General features: G+C 68.0%; 17 protein-coding genes. 8 read left to right on the top strand and 9 right to left on the bottom strand.

Annotation, left to right across the window (positions count from 1 at the left end; all coding sequences use genetic code 11):
- Positions 1-45 precede the first annotated feature (45 nt).
- Positions 46-1,002, top strand: coding sequence for a patatin-like phospholipase family protein (locus tag INQ40_RS05985; protein WP_194342234.1), 957 nt, complete (start codon positions 46-48; stop codon positions 1,000-1,002).
- 4 nt (positions 1,003-1,006) lie between these two features.
- On the opposite strand, the gene INQ40_RS05980 is transcribed toward INQ40_RS05985, so the two are convergent.
- Together INQ40_RS05980 and INQ40_RS05975 are read right to left on the bottom strand one after the other, a co-directional pair.
- The gene (locus tag INQ40_RS05980; protein WP_194342233.1) at positions 1,007-2,566 is read right to left on the bottom strand and encodes a fumarate hydratase; all 1,560 of its coding nucleotides are present in this window, start codon (positions 2,564-2,566) and stop codon (positions 1,007-1,009) included.
- 127 nt (positions 2,567-2,693) lie between these two features.
- Positions 2,694-2,933, bottom strand: a complete 240-nt coding sequence (locus INQ40_RS05975) for a heavy-metal-associated domain-containing protein (RefSeq protein WP_043957797.1) — start codon at positions 2,931-2,933, stop codon at positions 2,694-2,696.
- A gap of 315 nt (positions 2,934-3,248) precedes the next feature.
- Here INQ40_RS05975 and INQ40_RS05970 point away from each other — a divergent pair, with 315 nt between their 5' ends.
- A complete protein-coding gene (locus tag INQ40_RS05970; RefSeq protein ID WP_194342232.1) occupies positions 3,249-5,132 on the top strand; it encodes an ABC transporter ATP-binding protein in 1,884 nt (627 codons plus the stop codon).
- Positions 5,133-5,142: 10 nt separating this feature from the next.
- Here INQ40_RS05970 and INQ40_RS05965 read toward each other — a convergent pair whose 3' ends face one another.
- On the bottom strand, positions 5,143-5,697 hold the full coding sequence (locus INQ40_RS05965) for a DUF488 domain-containing protein (protein WP_194342231.1): 555 nt from the start codon (positions 5,695-5,697) through the stop codon (positions 5,143-5,145).
- A gap of 79 nt (positions 5,698-5,776) precedes the next feature.
- On the opposite strand from INQ40_RS05965, the gene INQ40_RS05960 reads away from it, so the two are divergent.
- The 4 genes from INQ40_RS05960 (at position 5,777) to INQ40_RS05945 (ending at position 11,538) form a co-directional block, all read left to right on the top strand.
- A complete protein-coding gene (locus INQ40_RS05960; RefSeq protein WP_228482149.1) occupies positions 5,777-7,558 on the top strand; it encodes an AarF/UbiB family protein in 1,782 nt (593 codons plus the stop codon).
- 82 nt (positions 7,559-7,640) lie between these two features.
- Positions 7,641-8,063 carry a universal stress protein gene (locus INQ40_RS05955; protein WP_193987001.1) on the top strand — a complete coding sequence of 141 codons (423 nt, stop codon included), beginning with the start codon at positions 7,641-7,643 and terminating at the stop codon, positions 8,061-8,063.
- 84 nt (positions 8,064-8,147) lie between these two features.
- Positions 8,148-8,957, top strand: coding sequence for a ferredoxin--NADP reductase (locus INQ40_RS05950; protein ID WP_194342229.1), 810 nt, complete (start codon positions 8,148-8,150; stop codon positions 8,955-8,957).
- Positions 8,958-9,078: 121 nt separating this feature from the next.
- Positions 9,079-11,538: a Tex family protein gene (locus tag INQ40_RS05945; RefSeq protein ID WP_194342228.1), complete on the top strand. Its 2,460-nt coding sequence runs from the start codon at positions 9,079-9,081 to the stop codon at positions 11,536-11,538.
- Between the two features lie 19 nt (positions 11,539-11,557).
- Here INQ40_RS05945 and INQ40_RS05940 read toward each other — a convergent pair whose 3' ends face one another.
- Entirely contained in the window at positions 11,558-11,977 is a 420-nt protein-coding gene (locus INQ40_RS05940; RefSeq protein WP_194342227.1) for a hypothetical protein, read from the bottom strand.
- A gap of 34 nt (positions 11,978-12,011) precedes the next feature.
- Complete coding sequence (locus INQ40_RS05935; RefSeq protein ID WP_193986997.1) at positions 12,012-12,275, bottom strand: DksA/TraR family C4-type zinc finger protein; 264 nt, start codon at positions 12,273-12,275, stop codon at positions 12,012-12,014.
- A 162-nt stretch (positions 12,276-12,437) separates the two neighbouring features.
- Between INQ40_RS05935 and INQ40_RS05930 the strand changes: the two genes are divergently transcribed.
- On the top strand, positions 12,438-13,427 hold the full coding sequence (locus tag INQ40_RS05930; protein ID WP_228482148.1) for a sensor domain-containing diguanylate cyclase: 990 nt from the start codon (positions 12,438-12,440) through the stop codon (positions 13,425-13,427).
- An 11-nt stretch (positions 13,428-13,438) separates the two neighbouring features.
- Here the strand turns inward: INQ40_RS05930 and INQ40_RS05925 are convergent, their stop codons facing one another.
- The 3 genes from INQ40_RS05925 to INQ40_RS05915 are packed head-to-tail and all read right to left on the bottom strand — an operon-like array spanning position 13,439 to position 16,678.
- Positions 13,439-14,203 (bottom strand): ABC transporter ATP-binding protein, encoded by a 765-nt coding sequence (locus INQ40_RS05925; protein ID WP_194342225.1) that lies wholly within the window; start codon positions 14,201-14,203, stop codon positions 13,439-13,441.
- The gene (locus INQ40_RS05920; protein ID WP_228482147.1) at positions 14,196-15,398 is read right to left on the bottom strand and encodes an FtsX-like permease family protein; all 1,203 of its coding nucleotides are present in this window, start codon (positions 15,396-15,398) and stop codon (positions 14,196-14,198) included. Before INQ40_RS05920 ends, INQ40_RS05925 begins: the two co-directional genes overlap by 8 nt.
- 5 nt (positions 15,399-15,403) lie before the next feature.
- The gene (locus INQ40_RS05915; protein WP_228482146.1) at positions 15,404-16,678 is read right to left on the bottom strand and encodes an efflux RND transporter periplasmic adaptor subunit; all 1,275 of its coding nucleotides are present in this window, start codon (positions 16,676-16,678) and stop codon (positions 15,404-15,406) included.
- Positions 16,679-16,762: 84 nt separating this feature from the next.
- On the opposite strand from INQ40_RS05915, the gene INQ40_RS05910 reads away from it, so the two are divergent.
- Positions 16,763-17,026 carry a PAAR domain-containing protein gene (locus INQ40_RS05910; protein WP_228482145.1) on the top strand — a complete coding sequence of 88 codons (264 nt, stop codon included), beginning with the start codon at positions 16,763-16,765 and terminating at the stop codon, positions 17,024-17,026.
- Between the two features lie 85 nt (positions 17,027-17,111).
- Here the strand turns inward: INQ40_RS05910 and INQ40_RS05905 are convergent, their stop codons facing one another.
- Positions 17,112-17,534 (bottom strand): OsmC family protein, encoded by a 423-nt coding sequence (locus INQ40_RS05905; RefSeq protein WP_194342224.1) that lies wholly within the window; start codon positions 17,532-17,534, stop codon positions 17,112-17,114.
- Positions 17,535-17,611 lie beyond the last annotated feature (77 nt).

Below are 17,611 nucleotides of genomic sequence, written 5' to 3'. Positions count from 1 at the left end.
CCGGCATCGGGTTAACTTGGGTCGACTCCACCGGAGGCAGTGACCATGAAGGCCCGGCGAATCCTCTCCATCGATGGCGGCGGCATCCGCGGCCTGGTCAGTTGCGCGTGGCTGCAGGGGGTCCAGGACGCCCTGACGGACGCCGGCAGGCCGGGCCTGCTCGAGAGCTTCGATCTGGTGGCCGGCAGCTCCACCGGGGCGGTCATCGCATGCGGGCTCGGTCTGGGACTGCCACCGGCGCAGATGGCGCGCCTGTACCGGGAGCATGGGCAGCGTATTTTCCCGGGCATGGCCAGCCGCCTGTGGTCGCGTGCCGGGCGGCTTTTCCGCGACGGTCCGTCAGCACCCCGCTATGACGGCCGTGGCCTGGAAAACGTACTGCGCGAGGTGTTTGGCACCGCGACCCTCGGCGAGCTGCGCATGCCGGTGGTCATCACCAGCTACGACACCCTCTCGCGGCAACCGGTAATGTTCAAGAGCTTCCGTCCCGAGCATCAGTCGCTGCGCGTCTGGGACGTGTGCCGCGCCTCGACCGCGGCGCCCACCTATTTCCCGGCGCATCCGCTGGTGGTGGAAGGTCAGGCGTGCTCGCTGATCGACGGCGGCGTGGTCGCCAACAACCCCACCGCCTGCGCCATCGCCGAGGCGATCCGCCATGACGAGCGGGTCCAGCACTGCCAGCAACTGACGGTGCTTTCGGTCGGCAGCGGCCAGCGGAACCGGCCGATCCTGCTCAAGCAGGCGCGCGAATGGGGCGCGCTGGAGTGGGCGATCCCGATCATCGACGTGCTCTTTGATGGCAACACGGATTCGGTGGACTACATCGCCCGCCAAATTGTCGGGAGCAGCTATTACCGCATGCAGGCCGAGCTGGTGGTAGGGCTGGACGATCTGGATGACGTCAGCGCGACCAATCTGGCCGCGCTGGACGCGATGGCCGACGCGTATCTGGCGCAGCCGGCAACCAGGAGGATGCTGCGCGCGCTGATCGCCGACCTCTGAGCGATCAGACCTCGGCCAGCAGCAGCGGGATCGTGCCGATCCGTGCCTGCCACTCGCGCGGACCGGTCACGTGCACCGACTCGCCGGCGGAGTCCACGGCGACGGTCACCGGCATGTCCTGCACGGTGAACTCGTAGATCGCTTCCATCCCAAGATCCTCGAACGCGACCACGCGGGCAGCCTTGATCGCCTTCGAGACCAGGTACGCGGCGCCGCCCACGGCCATGAGGTACACGGACTTGTGGCGGCGGATCGACTCAATCGCCTCGCTGCCCCGCTCGGCCTTGCCGACCATGCCCAGCAGGCCGGTCTGGCTGAGCACCTGCTCGGTGAACTTGTCCATGCGCGTCGCGGTGGTCGGACCGGCCGGCCCGACGACCTCGTCGCGGACCGGGTCGACTGGACCAACGTAATAGATGAAGCGACCGGTGAAGTCGACCGGCAACGGCTCGCCGGCGTCGAGCATGCCGACAATGCGCTTGTGCGCGGCGTCCCGGCCGGTCAGCAGCTTGCCGTTGAGCAGGATGGTCTCGCCGGGTTGCCAGCTGGCGACGTCCTCGGCGGTGACCGTGTCCAGATCCACCCGGCGGCCCTTGGATGCGTCGTAGGTGAGCTGCGGCCAGTCTTCCAGTGACGGGGGGTCCAGCATCACCGGACCGCTGCCGTCGAGCGTGAAGTGCGCGTGGCGGGTTGCGGCGCAGTTGGGGATCAGCGCGACCGGCAGGTTGGCCGCGTGCGTCGGGAAATCCTTGACCTTGACGTCCAGCACCGTGGTCAGGCCGCCGAGGCCCTGGGCGCCGATGCCCAGGCCGTTGACCTTGTCGAACAGCTCGATGCGCAGCTCTTCGACGCGGTTGGACGCGCCGCGGGCTTTCAGCTCGGTGATGTCGATCGGCTCCATCAGCGATTCCTTCGCCAGCAGCATCGCCTTCTCCGCGGTACCGCCGATGCCGATGCCCAGCATGCCCGGCGGGCACCAGCCTGCACCCATGGTGGGAACGGTCTTCATCACCCAGTCCACCACGGAGTCGGAGGGATTGAGCATGGCGAACTTGGCTTTGGCCTCCGAGCCGCCGCCCTTGGCTGCGACGATCACATCGACCGTGTTGCCGGGCACGACCTTGACGTTGACCACGCCGGGCGTGTTGTCCCGGGTGTTGACGCGCTTGCCGGCCGGATCGGCCAGCACGCTGGCACGCAGCTTGTTGTCGGGATGCGCGTAGGCGCGGCGCACGCCCTCGTGGACCATGTCTTCAACGCCCATGGTGGCGTCATCCCAGCGCACGTCCATGCCGATTTCCAGGAACACCGTGACGATGCCGGTGTCCTGGCAGATCGGCCGGTGACCTTCGGCGCACATGCGCGAGTTGATGAGGATCTGCGCGATCGCGTCCTTGGCCGCGGCGCTTTCCTCGCGCTCGTAGGCCGCCGCGAGGCTCTTGATGTAGTCCACCGGGTGGTAGTACGAGATGTACTGCAACGCGTCGGCAACGGACTGGATGAAGTCCTCCTGCCGGATCGAGACGGGCTGGCGGACGGCAAACGGGTTGGCGGCATTGCTCACGGCGCGGTCTTCAGGCTGGCGAAGGGGTGGCCATTCTAACGGCCCGGGCTCCAACGGGCGCGCGCCGCCCTTACGGCACTAGCCCCAATGGCTGGCGGCCTCTCCCGCCGCCAGCCCTCCCCTTAAATCAGGAGCAGCCGCCGCAGCAGTCGCTGCCTTCGCCGCTGTGCGGCGCTGCGTTGCTGGCCGGGTAGCCCGCTGCGACCAGCGCGTCGATGGCCTGCTGCTGGGTGATCAAACCCTCGACGCGGACCTGCTGGTCGGCGACGTTGACGGTGACCTGCGCGGTGGGGTCCTGCGCGAGGATGGCTTTCTGGATCGCGTCACCGCACTTGTCGCAGGTGATCTTTTCAACTTCGAGCAGCATGTTTCAACTCCTGATGAGCGGATATCGGGGAGATGCAGCATCCGTCGAATTGATCGCCGGCGCCTTGACCCTGATCAGGCGAGCGGGAAAATGCGTGGACTGGCGCGATCAAGGCCCGCGCATCCGTCAGGCGTGATTCACGCGTTGCAGCGCCGCGAGTTGCCAGACTTGCGCCCTCATACCGTCGGTGCGATCACGCGCCTTTCGTCCGGGAAGAACCGCTTTTGGATTTCATTCTTTGTCATACACGTGCGCCCTCGCGAAATGACGGGCTGATTGCACCGCCCGTGTCGCGTATCCCCGGCGCAGCCCGGCATGGCTGAGACGAAGACGGGCGCCCACGGCCCGCTCCGCCGCCCCAGTGCCAAGCCTTCGTTGCGCGAGCGTTTCGATGCCCTGCGCAACCTGCCGCCTTTCCTGCGCATGATCTGGGCGACCAGCCGGTCGCTGACACTCGTGACCCTCGGCCTGCGCGTGGTCCGTGCACTGGTGCCGATCGCCACGCTCTACATCGGCAAGCTGATCATCGACGAGGCGATCCGCCTGGTCGCGATCGACACCACCTTTGAGACGCTGCAGGTCGCCTGGCAGAGCGGCCAGCTCAACCACCTGGCGGCATTGCTGGCGATGGAGCTGGGGCTGGCGATCGCCTCCGACCTGCTGGGACGGCTGACCAGTTACGGAGATGGCCTGCTGTCGGAGCTGTTCACCAACGCGACCAGCGTGCGCCTCATGGAACACGCCGCGACCCTGGACCTGCAGGACTTCGAGGATCCCGACCTGCAGGACAAGCTGGATCGCGCGCGTCGCCAGACGATGGGGCGGCAGAACCTGCTCAGCCAGCTGTTCGGCCAGCTGCAGGACGCGATCACGGTGGTCAGCTTCGCCATCGGGCTGCTGGTGTACGCGCCGTGGCTGATCGCCCTGCTCGCGGTGGCGTTGATTCCAGCCTTCCTCGGCGAGGCGCACTTCAATGCGCTGGGCTATTCGATCAACTTCGCCTGGACGCCCGAGCGCCGGCAGCTGGAGTACGTGCGCCAGATGGGCGCGAGCGTGGAGACGGCCAAAGAGGTCAAGATCTTCAACCTCCACCGCTTCCTGGTGGCCCGCTACACCGAGCTGGCCGACAAGTTCTACCTCGTCAACCGCGCGCTGGCCCGCCGACGCGCGCTATGGGGCTCCGCGCTCGCCGCGCTGGGAACGCTGGGCTACTACGCCGCCTACGCCTACATCGCCTGGCGCACCGTGCGCGGCGACTTTAGCATCGGCGACCTGACCTTCCTCGCCGGCAGCTTCCGCCGCCTGCGCCAATTGCTGGAGGGCCTGCTGGTCGGCTTCTCCCAGGTTGCCGGGCAGGCGCTGTACCTGGACGACCTGTTCTCGTTTTTCGCCACCCAGCCCCGGATCATCTCTCCCACCCACCCCGTTGCGTTCCCGCAGCCGATACGCAGCGGCTTCGTGTTCGAGAACGTCGGCTTCCGCTACCCCGACGCCAACAAGTGGGCACTGCGCGGTCTGGACTTCGAGCTGCGCGCCGGCGAGGTCCTGGCGCTGGTCGGCGAGAACGGTGCCGGCAAGACCACCCTGGTCAAGCTGCTGGCCCGCCTGTACGACCCTGTCGAAGGCCGCATCCTCCTGGACGGGCGCGACCTGCGCGAATACGACCTGGACGAGCTGCGCGCCAATGTCGGCGTGATCTTCCAGGACTTCGTGCGCTACCACCTCACCGTCGGCGAGAATATCGGCGTGGGCCAGATCAACGCGATGGACGACCAGGACCGCATCCGCGAGTCGGCGCGCCGCGCAATGGCCGAGGAGATGATCGAACGCCTGCCCGACCGCTACGGGCAACTGATCGGGCGCCGCTTCAAGACCGGCGTGGACCTGTCAGGCGGCGAGTGGCAGAAGATCGCGATCGCCCGCGCGTACATGCGCGATGCGCAGGTGATGATCCTCGATGAGCCGACCGCGGCGCTGGACGCGCGCGCCGAATTCGAGGTCTTCCAGCGCTTCAAGGAACTGTCTGCGGAGAAGACCGCGGTATTGATCTCCCACCGCTTCTCCAGCGTGCGCATGGCCGACCGGATCCTGGTGCTGGCCGACGGCGGCCTGGAGGCCAGCGGTACCCACGAGGAGCTGCTTGCCGCCGGCGGCCGCTATGCGGAACTGTTCGAGTTGCAGGCTGCGGGATATCGCTGAGCCACGCGCCTCAGAACAGGGAGGCCTGCGGCGGTTCGGGGGCGGAGTAGTCCAGCTTGCCGTCGACGATCCGAGCCGCCGACGTGTACGGATGCTCGTCGCTGCGCCCCGGCGCCATCAGGTGGATGACCTCCCAGCCACGCGCCTTGAAATCATCCGAGATGAGGCCGCGGTGGCACTGCCACCACACCGCCTCGGCGCACATGATCGCGACGCGCTCCTGCAGCGCCAGCTCCGCGAGGCGGTCCCGCGCCGCCTGGAATGCGGCGGTTTCCATGTAGTCGGCGTAACCGCGGAAGCTGTCGTTGCGCCACGCCGTGTTGCGCGTATTGGGATCGACCTTGCGGCGCCCGCCCAGGTCGACCATCGGGATGAAGCGGATGCCGGTGGCGGGCATCTCCCGCGCCATCGCCTCGGCACTGAACTGCGGGTTGCGCCGCGAGCCGGGAAACCGGCGTACATCCACCAGCGCGGTAATGCCGGCGTCCTTCAGCATGCCCACGAAGACGGGCCACTCGCGCGTGGAGTGGCCGATCGTCCAAAGCGTTCCTGTGGGACTGGGCATGCCTTTGAGCGTGCCAGCCAAGGCGTGAAGCCACGTTGACGTCCGTCCGGATACGGTATCGGCATCCATGGAGACCAACATGCCCGACACCGTACGCAGCAACAGCCCCCAGCCCGGGCAAACCGCCGCCACGCCTGCCGACGCCGAGCCGGCAGCGACGCCGCCTGCGCAAGGGTCCGGTGACGTCGAGCACGGGTTGGCGCGAACCGCGCGGATCATCGGATTCCTGCTCAAATACCGCAACTCGGGTGTGTTCGGCGGTCTGGACATCAGCGATGCACTCGACAACGCGGAGACCGTCCCCGCGGACGGCACGGCCGAGCAGTTCGTCGACGACCTGGAAGCGCTGGGGCCCACCTTCGTCAAGATCGGGCAGACCCTGTCCACCCGCCCGGACATGGTTCCGCAGGCGTATGTGGATGCGCTGGAGCGCATGCAGGACGACGTGTCGCCCCTGCCCTTCCCGGTGGTTCGTGCCGCGATCGAGGACGAGCTGGGATTCCGCCTGACCAAGGCCTACGCCAGCTTCGATGAGCAGCCACTGGGCTGCGCGTCATTGGCCCAGGTGCACCGGGCCACTTTGCGCGACGGCACTCCGGTCGCCGTCAAGGTGCAGCGGCCGCACGCGGTCGAGCAGATCCGCGCCGACCTGGACGCGCTGGCGTCGATCGCGGGCCGGGTCGACCAGTCGACCGACCTGGGCCGGCGCATCCACTTCGCCGACTGGGTCCATGAGTTCCGCAAGACTTTGCTGGCCGAACTGGACTACCGCGCCGAGGCGGAGAACCTGGAGCGCTTCGGGGATCACTTCGCCGACTATCCCGAGCTCACCGTGCCAAAGCCGGTCTGGGACCTGACCCGCACCCGGCTGCTGACGATGGAGCTCGTGGTCGGTACCAAGGTCACCGAGATCAGCGGCATGCGCCGGGCCGAGGAGCCCATGGGCCACCTGGCCACCGCACTGATGCGCGGCTATCTGGACCAGACCTTCATCCACGGCGAGATCCACGCCGATCCGCACCCGGGCAACCTGCTGGTCACCGACGACGGGCGCCTGGCGGTATTCGACCTAGGCATGGTGGCGCACGTCCCGCCCAAGCAGCGCGAGCGCCTGCTCAAGCTGCTGTTCGCCGCGGTGGACGGGCGCGGCGAGGACGTGGCCGCCGAAGGCATCGCCATGGGCACGCGCCTGGAGGACTTCGACGGCGAGACCTACCTGCGCGAGGTCAGCCAGCTGGTGTCCCGCTATGCCGCCCACTCCGGACGCAGCCACGGCACCCACATGTCCGAGGGCCGGCTGGTGCTGGACCTGGCCCGCATTGCGACCGCCTGCGGCCTGCGCACGCCGCCGGAGATGAGCCTGCTGGGCAAGACCCTGCTCAGCCTGGAGTCGGTCTGCGTCGCGCTGGACCCCAACATGGACGTCAAGAGCCTGGTGGAGGACCACCTGCAGCATGTGATGCGCGAACGCCTGCGCAAGACGCTCTCGCCGTCCAACCTGGCCGGGGAGATGATCGACGTGCACGAACTGCTGCGCGAAGCCCCGCGCAAGATCGGCGATGCGCTCTCGCTGCTGGCCGACAACCGCCTGCAGATGCGCATCACCGGCCTGGACAATTCGCAATTGCTGGAGGCGCTGCAGAAAATCGCCAACCGGATCGCCGCCGGCGCGGTCACCGCCGCCCTGATCCTGGCCGCTGCCTTCATGATGCGCTCCGGCGAGGGACCGACCCTGCTGGGCTATCCCGCCGTCGCGATGGTCCTGCTCGCGCTGGGCGCCGGGCTGGGTGTCGCGATCGTGCTCAGCGCGCTGCTGGGCGATCGTCGGGCGAAACCGCGCGAAGAGCGCGGCCCGCGCTGACGCTGCCGGCTTTGATTCCGATCAAGCGCCGCGCAGGCGAAGCGTCCATAGTTGACGCATCACGATTACCGGAGCCATGTGAATGAAGATCCTCCTTGCCGTTGACGGCAGCGAAAACAGCACCCGTGCCGCGAACTTCGTGGCCAAGCTCGCCAAGAGCCTGGCCACGCCGGCGCAGATCATCCTGCTGCACGCCGACGTGCCCCTGCTGGCGGGCGTGAAAGAAGCGCTCGGCACGCAGGGCACGCTGGATTACCACGCCGACAACAGCCGTTACGCGCTCAAGGACGCGCGCGCCGTGCTGGGCGATGCCGGCCTGGAATTCGAGGCCCGCGCGGTCGTGGAGGATGCCGACAAGGCCATCGTCGAAATCGCTGCCAATGACGCCGTCGACCTGGTGGTGATGGGCTCACGGGGCCGCTCGGCGCTGCGCGGCTTCCTGCTGGGTTCCACTGCCACCAAGGTGATCGCGCAGGCCGGGGTGCCGGTCACCGTGGTGCGCTGAGGCCTCCGCCCACGGTCGCGCCGGGCCCCACTGGCGCGATCGGATAAAATACGCCGTTCCCGCATCCACGCAGCGCCTTCCGTTATGTCATCTGCCTTCGGCACCGAAACCGTGCTGGACGTCCGTCATTGGACGGACGACTACTTCAGCTTCACCACCACCCGCGACGACGGCTTCCGCTTCGAGAACGGGCAGTTCGTGATGATCGGCCTGGATACTCCGCAGCCCGACGGCTCGACCAAGCCGCTGATGCGCGCCTATTCGATCGCCAGTGCGAACTGGGAGGAGCAGCTGGAATTCTTCTCCATCAAGGTCGCCAACGGCCCGTTGACGTCGCGCCTGCAGCACATCCAGCCCGGCGATGCGATCCGCATCGGGCGCAAGCCCACCGGCACGCTGCTGATCCACGACCTGCACCCCGGGCGGAACCTCTACCTGCTGGGCACCGGCACCGGCTTCGCGCCCTGGCTGTCGATCATCAAGGACCCGGAAGTCTACGAGCGCTTCGAGAAGATCATCCTGACCCACGGCGTGCGCCACGAAGCTGATCTTGCGTATCGGGATTACATCCTCAACGAGCTTCCCAGGCACGAGTTCCTCGGCGAGGAAATCACCGCCAAGCTGCGCTACTACCCGGCGGTCACCCGCGAGCCGTTCGTCTTTGACGGCCACGATCACCGGGGGCGCATGACCGACCTGATGGCGAGCGGCCAGATGATGGAGCACCTCGGCCTGCAGCCGCTGGATCCGGCCCACGACCGGGCGATGGTGTGTGGCAGCCCGCAGATGCTGGCCGACTTCCGCACCCTGCTGGACGGCCGTGGATTCACCGCTGCACCGCGCATCGGCGTGCCCGGCGACTACGTGTTCGAGCGCGCGTTCGTCGAGAAATAAGCGACGCACGCGGCCAGTCCGGCCCGGCGCTTCCTGTCAACGGCTTCCCCGCATTCCCGGGCGCGGCCACAATCGGGCTCCCCGCGCTGCGGGGTTCCGTTTTCCGCAAGGTCCCCACGCAATGCCCCAAGCCATCGATACGACCATTTCCACGCTGTCCGACACCGCCGCCGCAAGCGCGGCGACCGACACCCGCCACGCTGCGCGCGTGGCCACGCAGATCGCGGGCACGATCGCCGGTGAAATCGGTGCCCGCCCGGCCCAGGTGCTCGCGGCGATCGGTCTGCTGGACGAAGGCGCGACGGTGCCGTTCATCGCGCGCTACCGCAAGGAAGTCACCGAAGGCCTGGACGACACCCAGCTGCGCAATCTGGAGACGCGCCTGATCTATCTGCGCGAGCTGGAAGACCGCCGTGCGAGCGTGCTGGCCAGCATCGAGGAACAGGGCAAGCTCACCGCCGAGCTGCGCGCCGACATCGAGGCGGCCGACAGCAAATCCCGCCTGGAAGATCTCTACCTGCCCTACAAGCGCAAGCGTCGCACGCGCGCCCAGATCGCCCGCGAGGCGGGCCTGGAGCCGCTTGCCGACGGCCTGCTGGAGGATCCGTCGCAGGTCCCGGAAACCGCAGCCGCCGCCTTCGTTGATGCCGAAAAAGGCGTGCACGATGTCAAGGCCGCGCTGGAGGGCGCCCGCGCGATCCTGATGGAGCGCTGGGGCGAGGACGCCGCGCTGGTGGGCGAGCTTCGGGAATGGCTGAGCGAGGTGGGCGTGATCCGCGCGCGCGTCATCGAGGGCAAGGAGGCCGAGGGCGCCAAGTACCGCGACTATTTCGACCATTCCGAGCCGCTGTCGCGGATCCCGTCGCACCGCCTGCTCGCGCTGCTGCGCGCGCGTCGCGAGGACTTCATCCAGCTCGACCTGGACCCGGGCAAGGACGCGGACGCCGGCCATGCGCAGGCCGAGGCACGGGTGGCGCACCACGCCGGCGTCGCCAACCGCGACCGGCCCGCCGACGCCTGGCTGCTCAATGCGTGCCGGCTGACCTGGAAGGCCAAGCTGCACCTGCACCTGCTGCTGGACCTGTTCGGCCAGGCGCGCGAGAAGGCGGAGGCGGAAGCCATCGCCATCTTCGGCGACAACCTCAAGGACCTGCTGCTGGCCGCTCCCGCGGGGCCGAAAGCGGTGCTGGGGCTGGACCCCGGCCTGCGCACCGGGGTCAAGGTCGCGGTGGTGGACGCGACCGGCAAGCTGGTCGCCACCGACACCATCTTCCCGCACCAGCCGCGCAACCAGTGGGACGGCTCGCTGCACCTGCTGCGCGCGATGTGTGTGAAGCACGGCGTGCAGCTGATCGCGATCGGCAACGGCACCGCATCGCGCGAGACCGACAAGCTGGCCGGCGACCTGATCAGGATGGCGCCCGAGCTGAAGATGCAGAAAATCGTCGTCAGCGAAGCCGGCGCATCGGTGTACTCGGCCTCCGAGCTGGCGGCGAAGGAATTTCCGGATCTGGACGTCTCGATCCGCGGCGCGGTGTCGATCGCGCGCCGGCTGCAGGATCCACTGGCCGAGCTGGTGAAGATCGAACCCAAGGCGATCGGCGTCGGCCAGTACCAGCACGACGTGGACGCCTACCGGCTCGCCCGTGCGCTGGATGCGCGCGTCGAGGACTGCGTCAACGCGGTCGGCGTGGACGTCAACACCGCCTCGGCCGCCCTGCTCGCCCGGGTCTCGGGCCTGAGCACGACCGTGGCCGAGAACATCGTCGTGTACCGCGACGAGAACGGCGCGTTCAACAACCGCAGATCACTGCTCAAGGTGCCGCGCCTAGGCGACAAGACCTTCGAGCAGTGCGCGGGCTTCCTGCGCGTGGCCGATGGCGACCAGCCGCTGGACGCCTCCTCGGTGCATCCCGAGGCGTACCCGGTGGTGGAGCGTATCGTCCAGCACAGCGGTCGCGCGGTGAAGCAGCTGATCGGCGACAGCGCATTCCTGCGCAGCGTCGATGCGAAGACCTACACCGACGAGCGCTTCGGCCTGCCGACGGTGCGCGACATCCTCAAGGAGCTGGAAAAGCCCGGTCGCGACCCGCGTCCCGAGTTCAAGGCCGCGCGCTTCGCCGACGATGTCCAGGAGTTGAAGGACCTCAAGCCGGGCATGGTTCTGGAGGGCGTGGTCAGCAACGTGGCGGCCTTTGGCGCGTTCGTCGACATCGGTGTGCACCAGGACGGCCTGGTCCACATCTCGATGCTCGCCGACCGCTACGTCAAGGATCCGCGCGAGGTGGTCAAGGCCGGGGACGTCATCAAGGTGAAGGTGCTGGAGGTCGACATCCCGCGCAAGCGCATCGCGCTCACCTGTCGGCTGGAAGAAGCTCCGCCGCCCGCACAGCCGGAGCCTGCCGAGCGGCAAGCATCACGCGGCGCCAAGTCAACAGCCGGCAACGGGAACGCAGCGCGCCGCCCACCTGGCGACAACCGGCGGGCCGCGTCGCCAAAGCCGCCGGTCGCGCGGCCTGCGGCCCCTTCGATGAACAATGCGCTCGCCGCCGCGTTCTCGCGGGCCAGGGAAAAGAGCTGACCGGGGCTTTGCAGCGCCCTTACCGCTCGCCGTGGCGAAGCCAAAGCGAGGCTTCCGACTGGTGGTTGAAGGCGCGCGCGACCATGCCGCGCTCGCGGGCCAGGATTTCCGTGGTCTCATGCTGCGCGGAGCGGGCCAGATTGGCGCCAACGTAGGCCGTACGCACCTGTTCCAGGCCCAGTTGCGCCAGATGTCCGATGAACACCTCAAGCTCGTCGGGCGTCAACATCGCCCCGCTGGTGTGGTCCACCACGAGCAGCAGCGCGACGCCCGCTCGCACGGTTTCCGACGCGATCATCGACCAGTATTCCATCGTCGACTGCAGCGTGCCGGTGACGCCGGTGACGGACGCCCAGAGACGGTCGCCCTCGCGGCGGAACTCGATCTGGAAACTTGATCCGTCGATCCTCAGGCTATGGGGTTCGGGTTCGATCAGCATCGCGGTCCACCGCGGTTTCCGGACAGCGAGGCGCTCATCGTAACTGGCTGTCCTTGCTGCCGCGTCGGTTGTAGCCGCTGGCGGCAAGCTCGTCGTCTTCCAGCTCCTGACACGACACGCACAAGCGCACGCCCGGCACCGCGGCGCGCCGAGCCGCGGGAATCGGCTCCTCGCAGTGCTCGCAATGCAGAAGCCCCGGCCCGCTTGCCAGACGGCTGCGCGCACGCTTCACCGCATCCTCGACCGTCGCATCGATCTGGTCCTGGACCGCGCCGTCGCCCGCCCATCCCGTCGCCATGACCCATCTCCCTTGCACCGTTCTACTACCGCAAGAGTAGTACCCCCGGTTACAACACAGCGTTAGTGACCATTCGGCGGGGTATTATCCGGTCGGGGAGACGGGGGTCATGCCATGAAGAACAGTCGTCGCGGCCCGGGAGATCGCCTTTCGGCAAGCCGCATGATCTACCCGTTCCGGGTGGTCGGCATGGGCCTGGGTGGGCTGCCGGTAGCCACGGTGCTGCATGAGCTTCAGGCGTCCTGGCTGGCGTGGGCTTCCGTCGCGCTTGGCTGCCTGGTGTGGCCGCATGCGGCGTATCTGCTCGCGGCGGGCAGCGCCGATCCGATCCGGGCCGAGAAGCGCAACCTGCTGGTCGACTCGGCCATCGCCGGCGCGCTGGTGCCGATGGTCCACTTCAATGTATTGCCCTCCACGCTGCTCATCACCTTGACCACGGTGGACAAGCTCAGCACCGGCTTCCGGCGTCTTTGGCTGCACTCGCTGCCGGCGCTGATTCTCGGCGGTGCAGCCAGCGCGGCGCTGTTGGGAACCGGCTTCAGCCCCCTGACCTCGATGCCGGTGATGCTGGCATGCCTGCCGATGCTGTTGATCCACATGATCGCGGTCAGCATCGGCCGCTACCGGCTGATCCGCAAAGTGACCGAGCAGAACCGCGAGCTGGACCGGCTGCGCCGGATCGACACCCTGACCGGCCTGTCGCGACGCGGCGCCTGGGAAGAGCAGGCCCAGCAGGTGCTGGCCAGCCGCCGCGCGGGCCGGCAGGACTGCATGCTGCTGATCGACGTCGACCGGTTCAAGCTGATCAACGACCGCCACGGCCACGGCGCCGGCGACGCCACCCTGCGCGAGCTGGCCGAGCAGATGCGCCGGGTCATGCGCCCGCAAGACCACCTCGGTCGGCGCGGAGGCGACGAGTTCGCGATCCTGCTGCCAGATACGACCCGGGAGCAGGCCCTGGCGATCGCCGAGCGGCTGCGCTGCCAGGTCGAGCGGATCCGCCTTGCCGATTATCCGGACGTCTGCCCGACGGTGAGCATCGGCATGGCAGTGGTACCCGCCGCGCCTGCCCACCTTGGGCATTGGCTCGAGCGCGCCGACAGCGCCCTGTACCGGGCCAAGAACGCGGGCCGCAACGCCGTCATGGCATGACCCGCGGGTAGTCAGGTGCCATCCGACTCCACGTGCGCCGAATCACCGGTGATCCGGCCGTCGATCAGCGTAACGGTGCGGTCGCATTGCGCGGAAAGGCGCGGATCGTGGGTCACCAGCAGGACCGCGCAGCCGAACTCACTGTTGAACTTGCGGAACAGGGCGAAGACGTCCTCCGCGGTCCTGCTGTCCAGGTTCCCGGTCGGCTCGTCGGCCAGCAGCAGGGCCGGTCGGGTAACCAGCGCGCGCGCGACGGCGACGCGTTGCTGCTGGCCGCCGGAGAGCTGGTCGGGCCTGCGGTCCGCGAGACCCTTCAAGCCCACATCCTCCAGCAGTCCTGCAGCCATCGCCCGCTGCTCCGCGGTGGGCTTGCCCCCGGCGACCATCAGCGGCATCAGCACGTTCTCCAGCGCGGTGAACGCCTGGATCAGGTGGTGGAACTGGAAGACGAAGCCGATCGAGTGGCCACGGACCGCGGTGCGGCGAAGGTCGTCCATCGACGTCGTGGCTTCACCCAGCAGGCGGATCTCGCCCTGGGTCGGCGTGTCCAGCAAGCCGATAAGGTTGAGCAGCGTGCTCTTCCCCGATCCCGATGCGCCGACCAGCGCGGCGAAATCGCTGCGCTGCAGGCGCAGGTCCAGACCGTGCAGCACCTCCACCTCGGTGGGCAGGCCGACGTTGTAGCTCTTGCGAACGTGCTCCAGGCGCAGCACTTCCTGCTGGTGGTCGTGGGCGGTCGCGGCCGCGGGCGACGGGTTTTTCCCGGGCTCAGACATGGCGGATCGCCACGACCGGGTCCAGACGCGCCGCCCGGCGCGCCGGAATGGCAGCGGCGATGACTCCGGTAAGCGTCGCCAGCGCAGTGGCCGCCACGAGCAGCCATGGGTTCACCGGGATGTAGAACAGGCGCGGGCCGAAGTTGTTGAACGCCACCACCAGCCCGACTCCGCTGATGCCGCCCAGCAGCGAGCCCAAGAGCCCGAACAGCGCGCCCTGGATCAGGAACACGCGCAGCATCTGCGCCCGGGTAATGCCAATCGCCCGCAGGATGCCGATCTCGCGGGTGCGCTGGACCACGCTCACCGACAGCACGCTGGCGATGCCCAGCGCGACACTCAAGGCGACGAACACGCTGATCATGGTCGTCGACATGCTCTGGCTGCGCAGCGCGTTGAGCAGCTGCGCGTTGGTCTCCATCCAGCTCTCGACCTTCTGCCCGGTGAGCCGGCGGATCCGCGTGGCGATGGTGTCCGCCTTGAAGATATCGGCCACCGTCAGGTCGATCACCGTCGCCGCACCGGGCAGGTCCAGCAGCGACTGCGCCTGGCTCATGTCCAGGTACACGTAACGCGCATCCAGCTCGCGCACGCCCAGCTCGAAGATCCCGGCCACGTTGACCACGCTGTCGCCGCCCTGCCCCGTTTCCAGGCGCAGCTTGTCGCCAACGCTGGCGCCCAGGTCGATGGAAAGCTGCTTGCCGATGACGGCCTCGCCGGCGCCGATGCGGAACGCGCCGGCGACGATGTCCTCGCTGACCGGCAGGATCTGCTGGTACCGGCGCGGGTCGATGCCCACCAGCGCGACCGACTGCAGAGCCTCGCCGCGGCGTGCGAACGCCGGTCCGGAAATGATCGGCGACACCGCCGTGACCTGCGGAAAGTCATCCAGCACGTCGCGCAGTTGCTGCCAGTTGTTGATCGAGCGCAGGCGCTGGGCGCGACGGGTCTCCAGCAGCATGCGCGTCGCCGGGCCGTCCAGCGGGACGATCCGGTTGACCTCGTCCGGCGGGGATAGCCTGATGTGGGACTGGGTTCCAAGGGTGCGGTCGACGATGTTGTGCTGCAGGCCGGTGATCAGCGCGGTGATGAACACGATCACCGCGACGCCAACGCCAATGCCGACCAGGATCAACGTGCTCTGGGCGCGGCCCTCACGCAGGAAGCGGGTGGCGATGGTCCATTCGGTCCACACGGCCGTCAGTCGAACTTGACCGGCAGTTCGCGATCGGTCGCCGTATCCGCGCGTTCCGACGGGATCGCGCCGAGCTGCGGTCGGACCCGGTCACCGTCGGCCAGCGTTGCGCCGGGTGCGCTCAGGACCACATCGCCCTCAACCAGACCATCGGTGACCTCGGTGACGGTGATACCGCGCAGGCCCAGGCTTACCGGCACCCGCGCGATGCGCCCACCAGTCACCTTCCACACCTGCGCGCCGCCGCGGCCATCCCGCTCCAGGGCGTCATTGGGGATGACCAGTGCGCGATCGCGCCGCCCGGTTTCCACGTTGACTGAAACGGTCATGTCCTGACGCAGGAATTCGGGTACCGGATCCAGGCGCAGGCGGATATCCACGCTGCCGCGTTGCGGGTCCACCGCCGGCGCGATGAACGCGACCGTCGCGGGGAACGGGCGCTCGGGATACGCGTCGGCCACGCAGACGGCAGCTTGTTCCAGGGCGAGCACCGACAGGTTTTTCTCGTCGACCGGCACCAGCAACTCGGTCTCACCCTCGCGGGCGATCTCGAACAGCACCTGCCCTGGCTGGACCACATCGCCGGGCTCGGCATCGCGGGTGAGCACCGTGCCGCCGACCTGGGCCCGGACGCGGGTCTTCTCCAGCAAGGCCTCGGCTGCCGCCACCCGCTGGCGGGCTTCGGTCTCGCCCGGATTGCCGGGCGACAGCGACCTTGCGCTGAGCTCCGCCTGCTCTAGCGCCGCGCGGGCGACGGCCTCGGCCTGCACGGATTGCTCCATCATTTCGCGCGACACCAGGTGCCGGGCGAACAGTTCACGCCGACGCACCGCCTCGCGACTTGCCTGGGTGAAAGCGGAGCGGGCGCGGCGCAACAGAGCGTCGGCCTGCGGCTTCCCGGACTGCCTCAGATCGGCCAGCGCGGCCTGCGCCTCGCCCAGGCGCGCCCGGTAGTCATCGTCCTGCAGGATCGCCAGTACATCCCCGGCCGCGACCGTATCGCCCTCGCGAACCAGGCGCTGGGCGATGACGCCGGCGACCTGCGCGCCCACCTGCGCGCGCGACGCGGACGCAACCCGGCCCGTGGCGACGACCGTCTGCACCAGCGGCTGCGCCTGCAGCCGGTACGCCGGCACCGACGGCCCCTGGATCTTCAGCACGACGAGCCAGCCGGCAACGACCAGCAAGGCCGCGAGGACCACCAGCAATGCAGCGCGTGTGCGGGTGAGTTTCAGCTCGGCCTCCGGCGGCTTCAACGAGGAACAGGGAGTGGTGCGCAACGCCGCTCATCATACGGTCGGCGTCTGCGCGCGCGTACTTCCTCGCGCTAGACTGGCGCGGTCGAGCAAGACAAGGAGAACACCATGGCGAAAATGTGGATTGTGATCGGCGATCCCACCAGCGGCGGCGGCAAGGTCATTACCGGCTCGCCGTTTACCGATATCGATGGCAAGCCCGTGGCGCGGGTGACTGATCAGGCGACGTGCCCGACCCACAAGGGCAGCTTCCCGATCGTCGACGGAGACGCGACCACCACGATTGATGGCCAGCCGGTTGCGGTGCACGGCAGCGCGCTGGCGTGTGGATGCAAGGTGCTGGCAGCCAGGCAGATGCGCGTGTCCCTGTAGCAACCCGGCGTCGTAGCGACTCAGGCCCGAAGACATATCGTTTCAGCAGAATGCCGCCGCGCCGGGTGCGCGGCGGCCGTTCCGGCTACTCGTCGAGTTTCGCTTCCATGGTGATCCTGGCGCCCTTGAGCACCTTGGACACCGGGCAGCCTTCCTTTGCCGCCGTGGCGATGCGCTGGAACGTCGCGGCATCGGCGCCGGGGATCTTAGCCTTGACGTCCAGATGGATGGTGGTGATTTCCAGCGCGTCCGGATCCAGCGTGACCGAGGCCGTGGTTTCGATCTTGTCCGGGGTCAGGTTTTCCTTGCCCAGCATCATCGAAAGCGCCATGGAGAAGCAGCCGGCGTGGGCTGCACCGATCAGCTCCTCGGGGTTGGTGCCGGGGCCATCCTCGAATCGTGCTTTGAAGCCATAGGGCGCGTCGCGCAGCACGCCGGTCTCGGTCGAAATGCTGCCCTTGCCGGTCTTGACTTCGCCGGTCCATACAGCCGATGCGGTCTTCTTCATGGGGTTCTCCTGATGACGGGTGGGGTGCCGATACGGACAACAGCCGTAACCGGCGAACCCCCACTATGCCGTTTCGG

Origin of the sequence: Lysobacter sp. H21R4 (genome assembly GCF_015277535.1) — a bacterium.
Taxonomy (GTDB): domain Bacteria; phylum Pseudomonadota; class Gammaproteobacteria; order Xanthomonadales; family Xanthomonadaceae; genus Novilysobacter; species Novilysobacter ciconiae.
The sequence above is the reverse complement of the archived record's forward strand: the minus strand, read 5'-3'. Positions and strand labels throughout refer to the sequence as shown.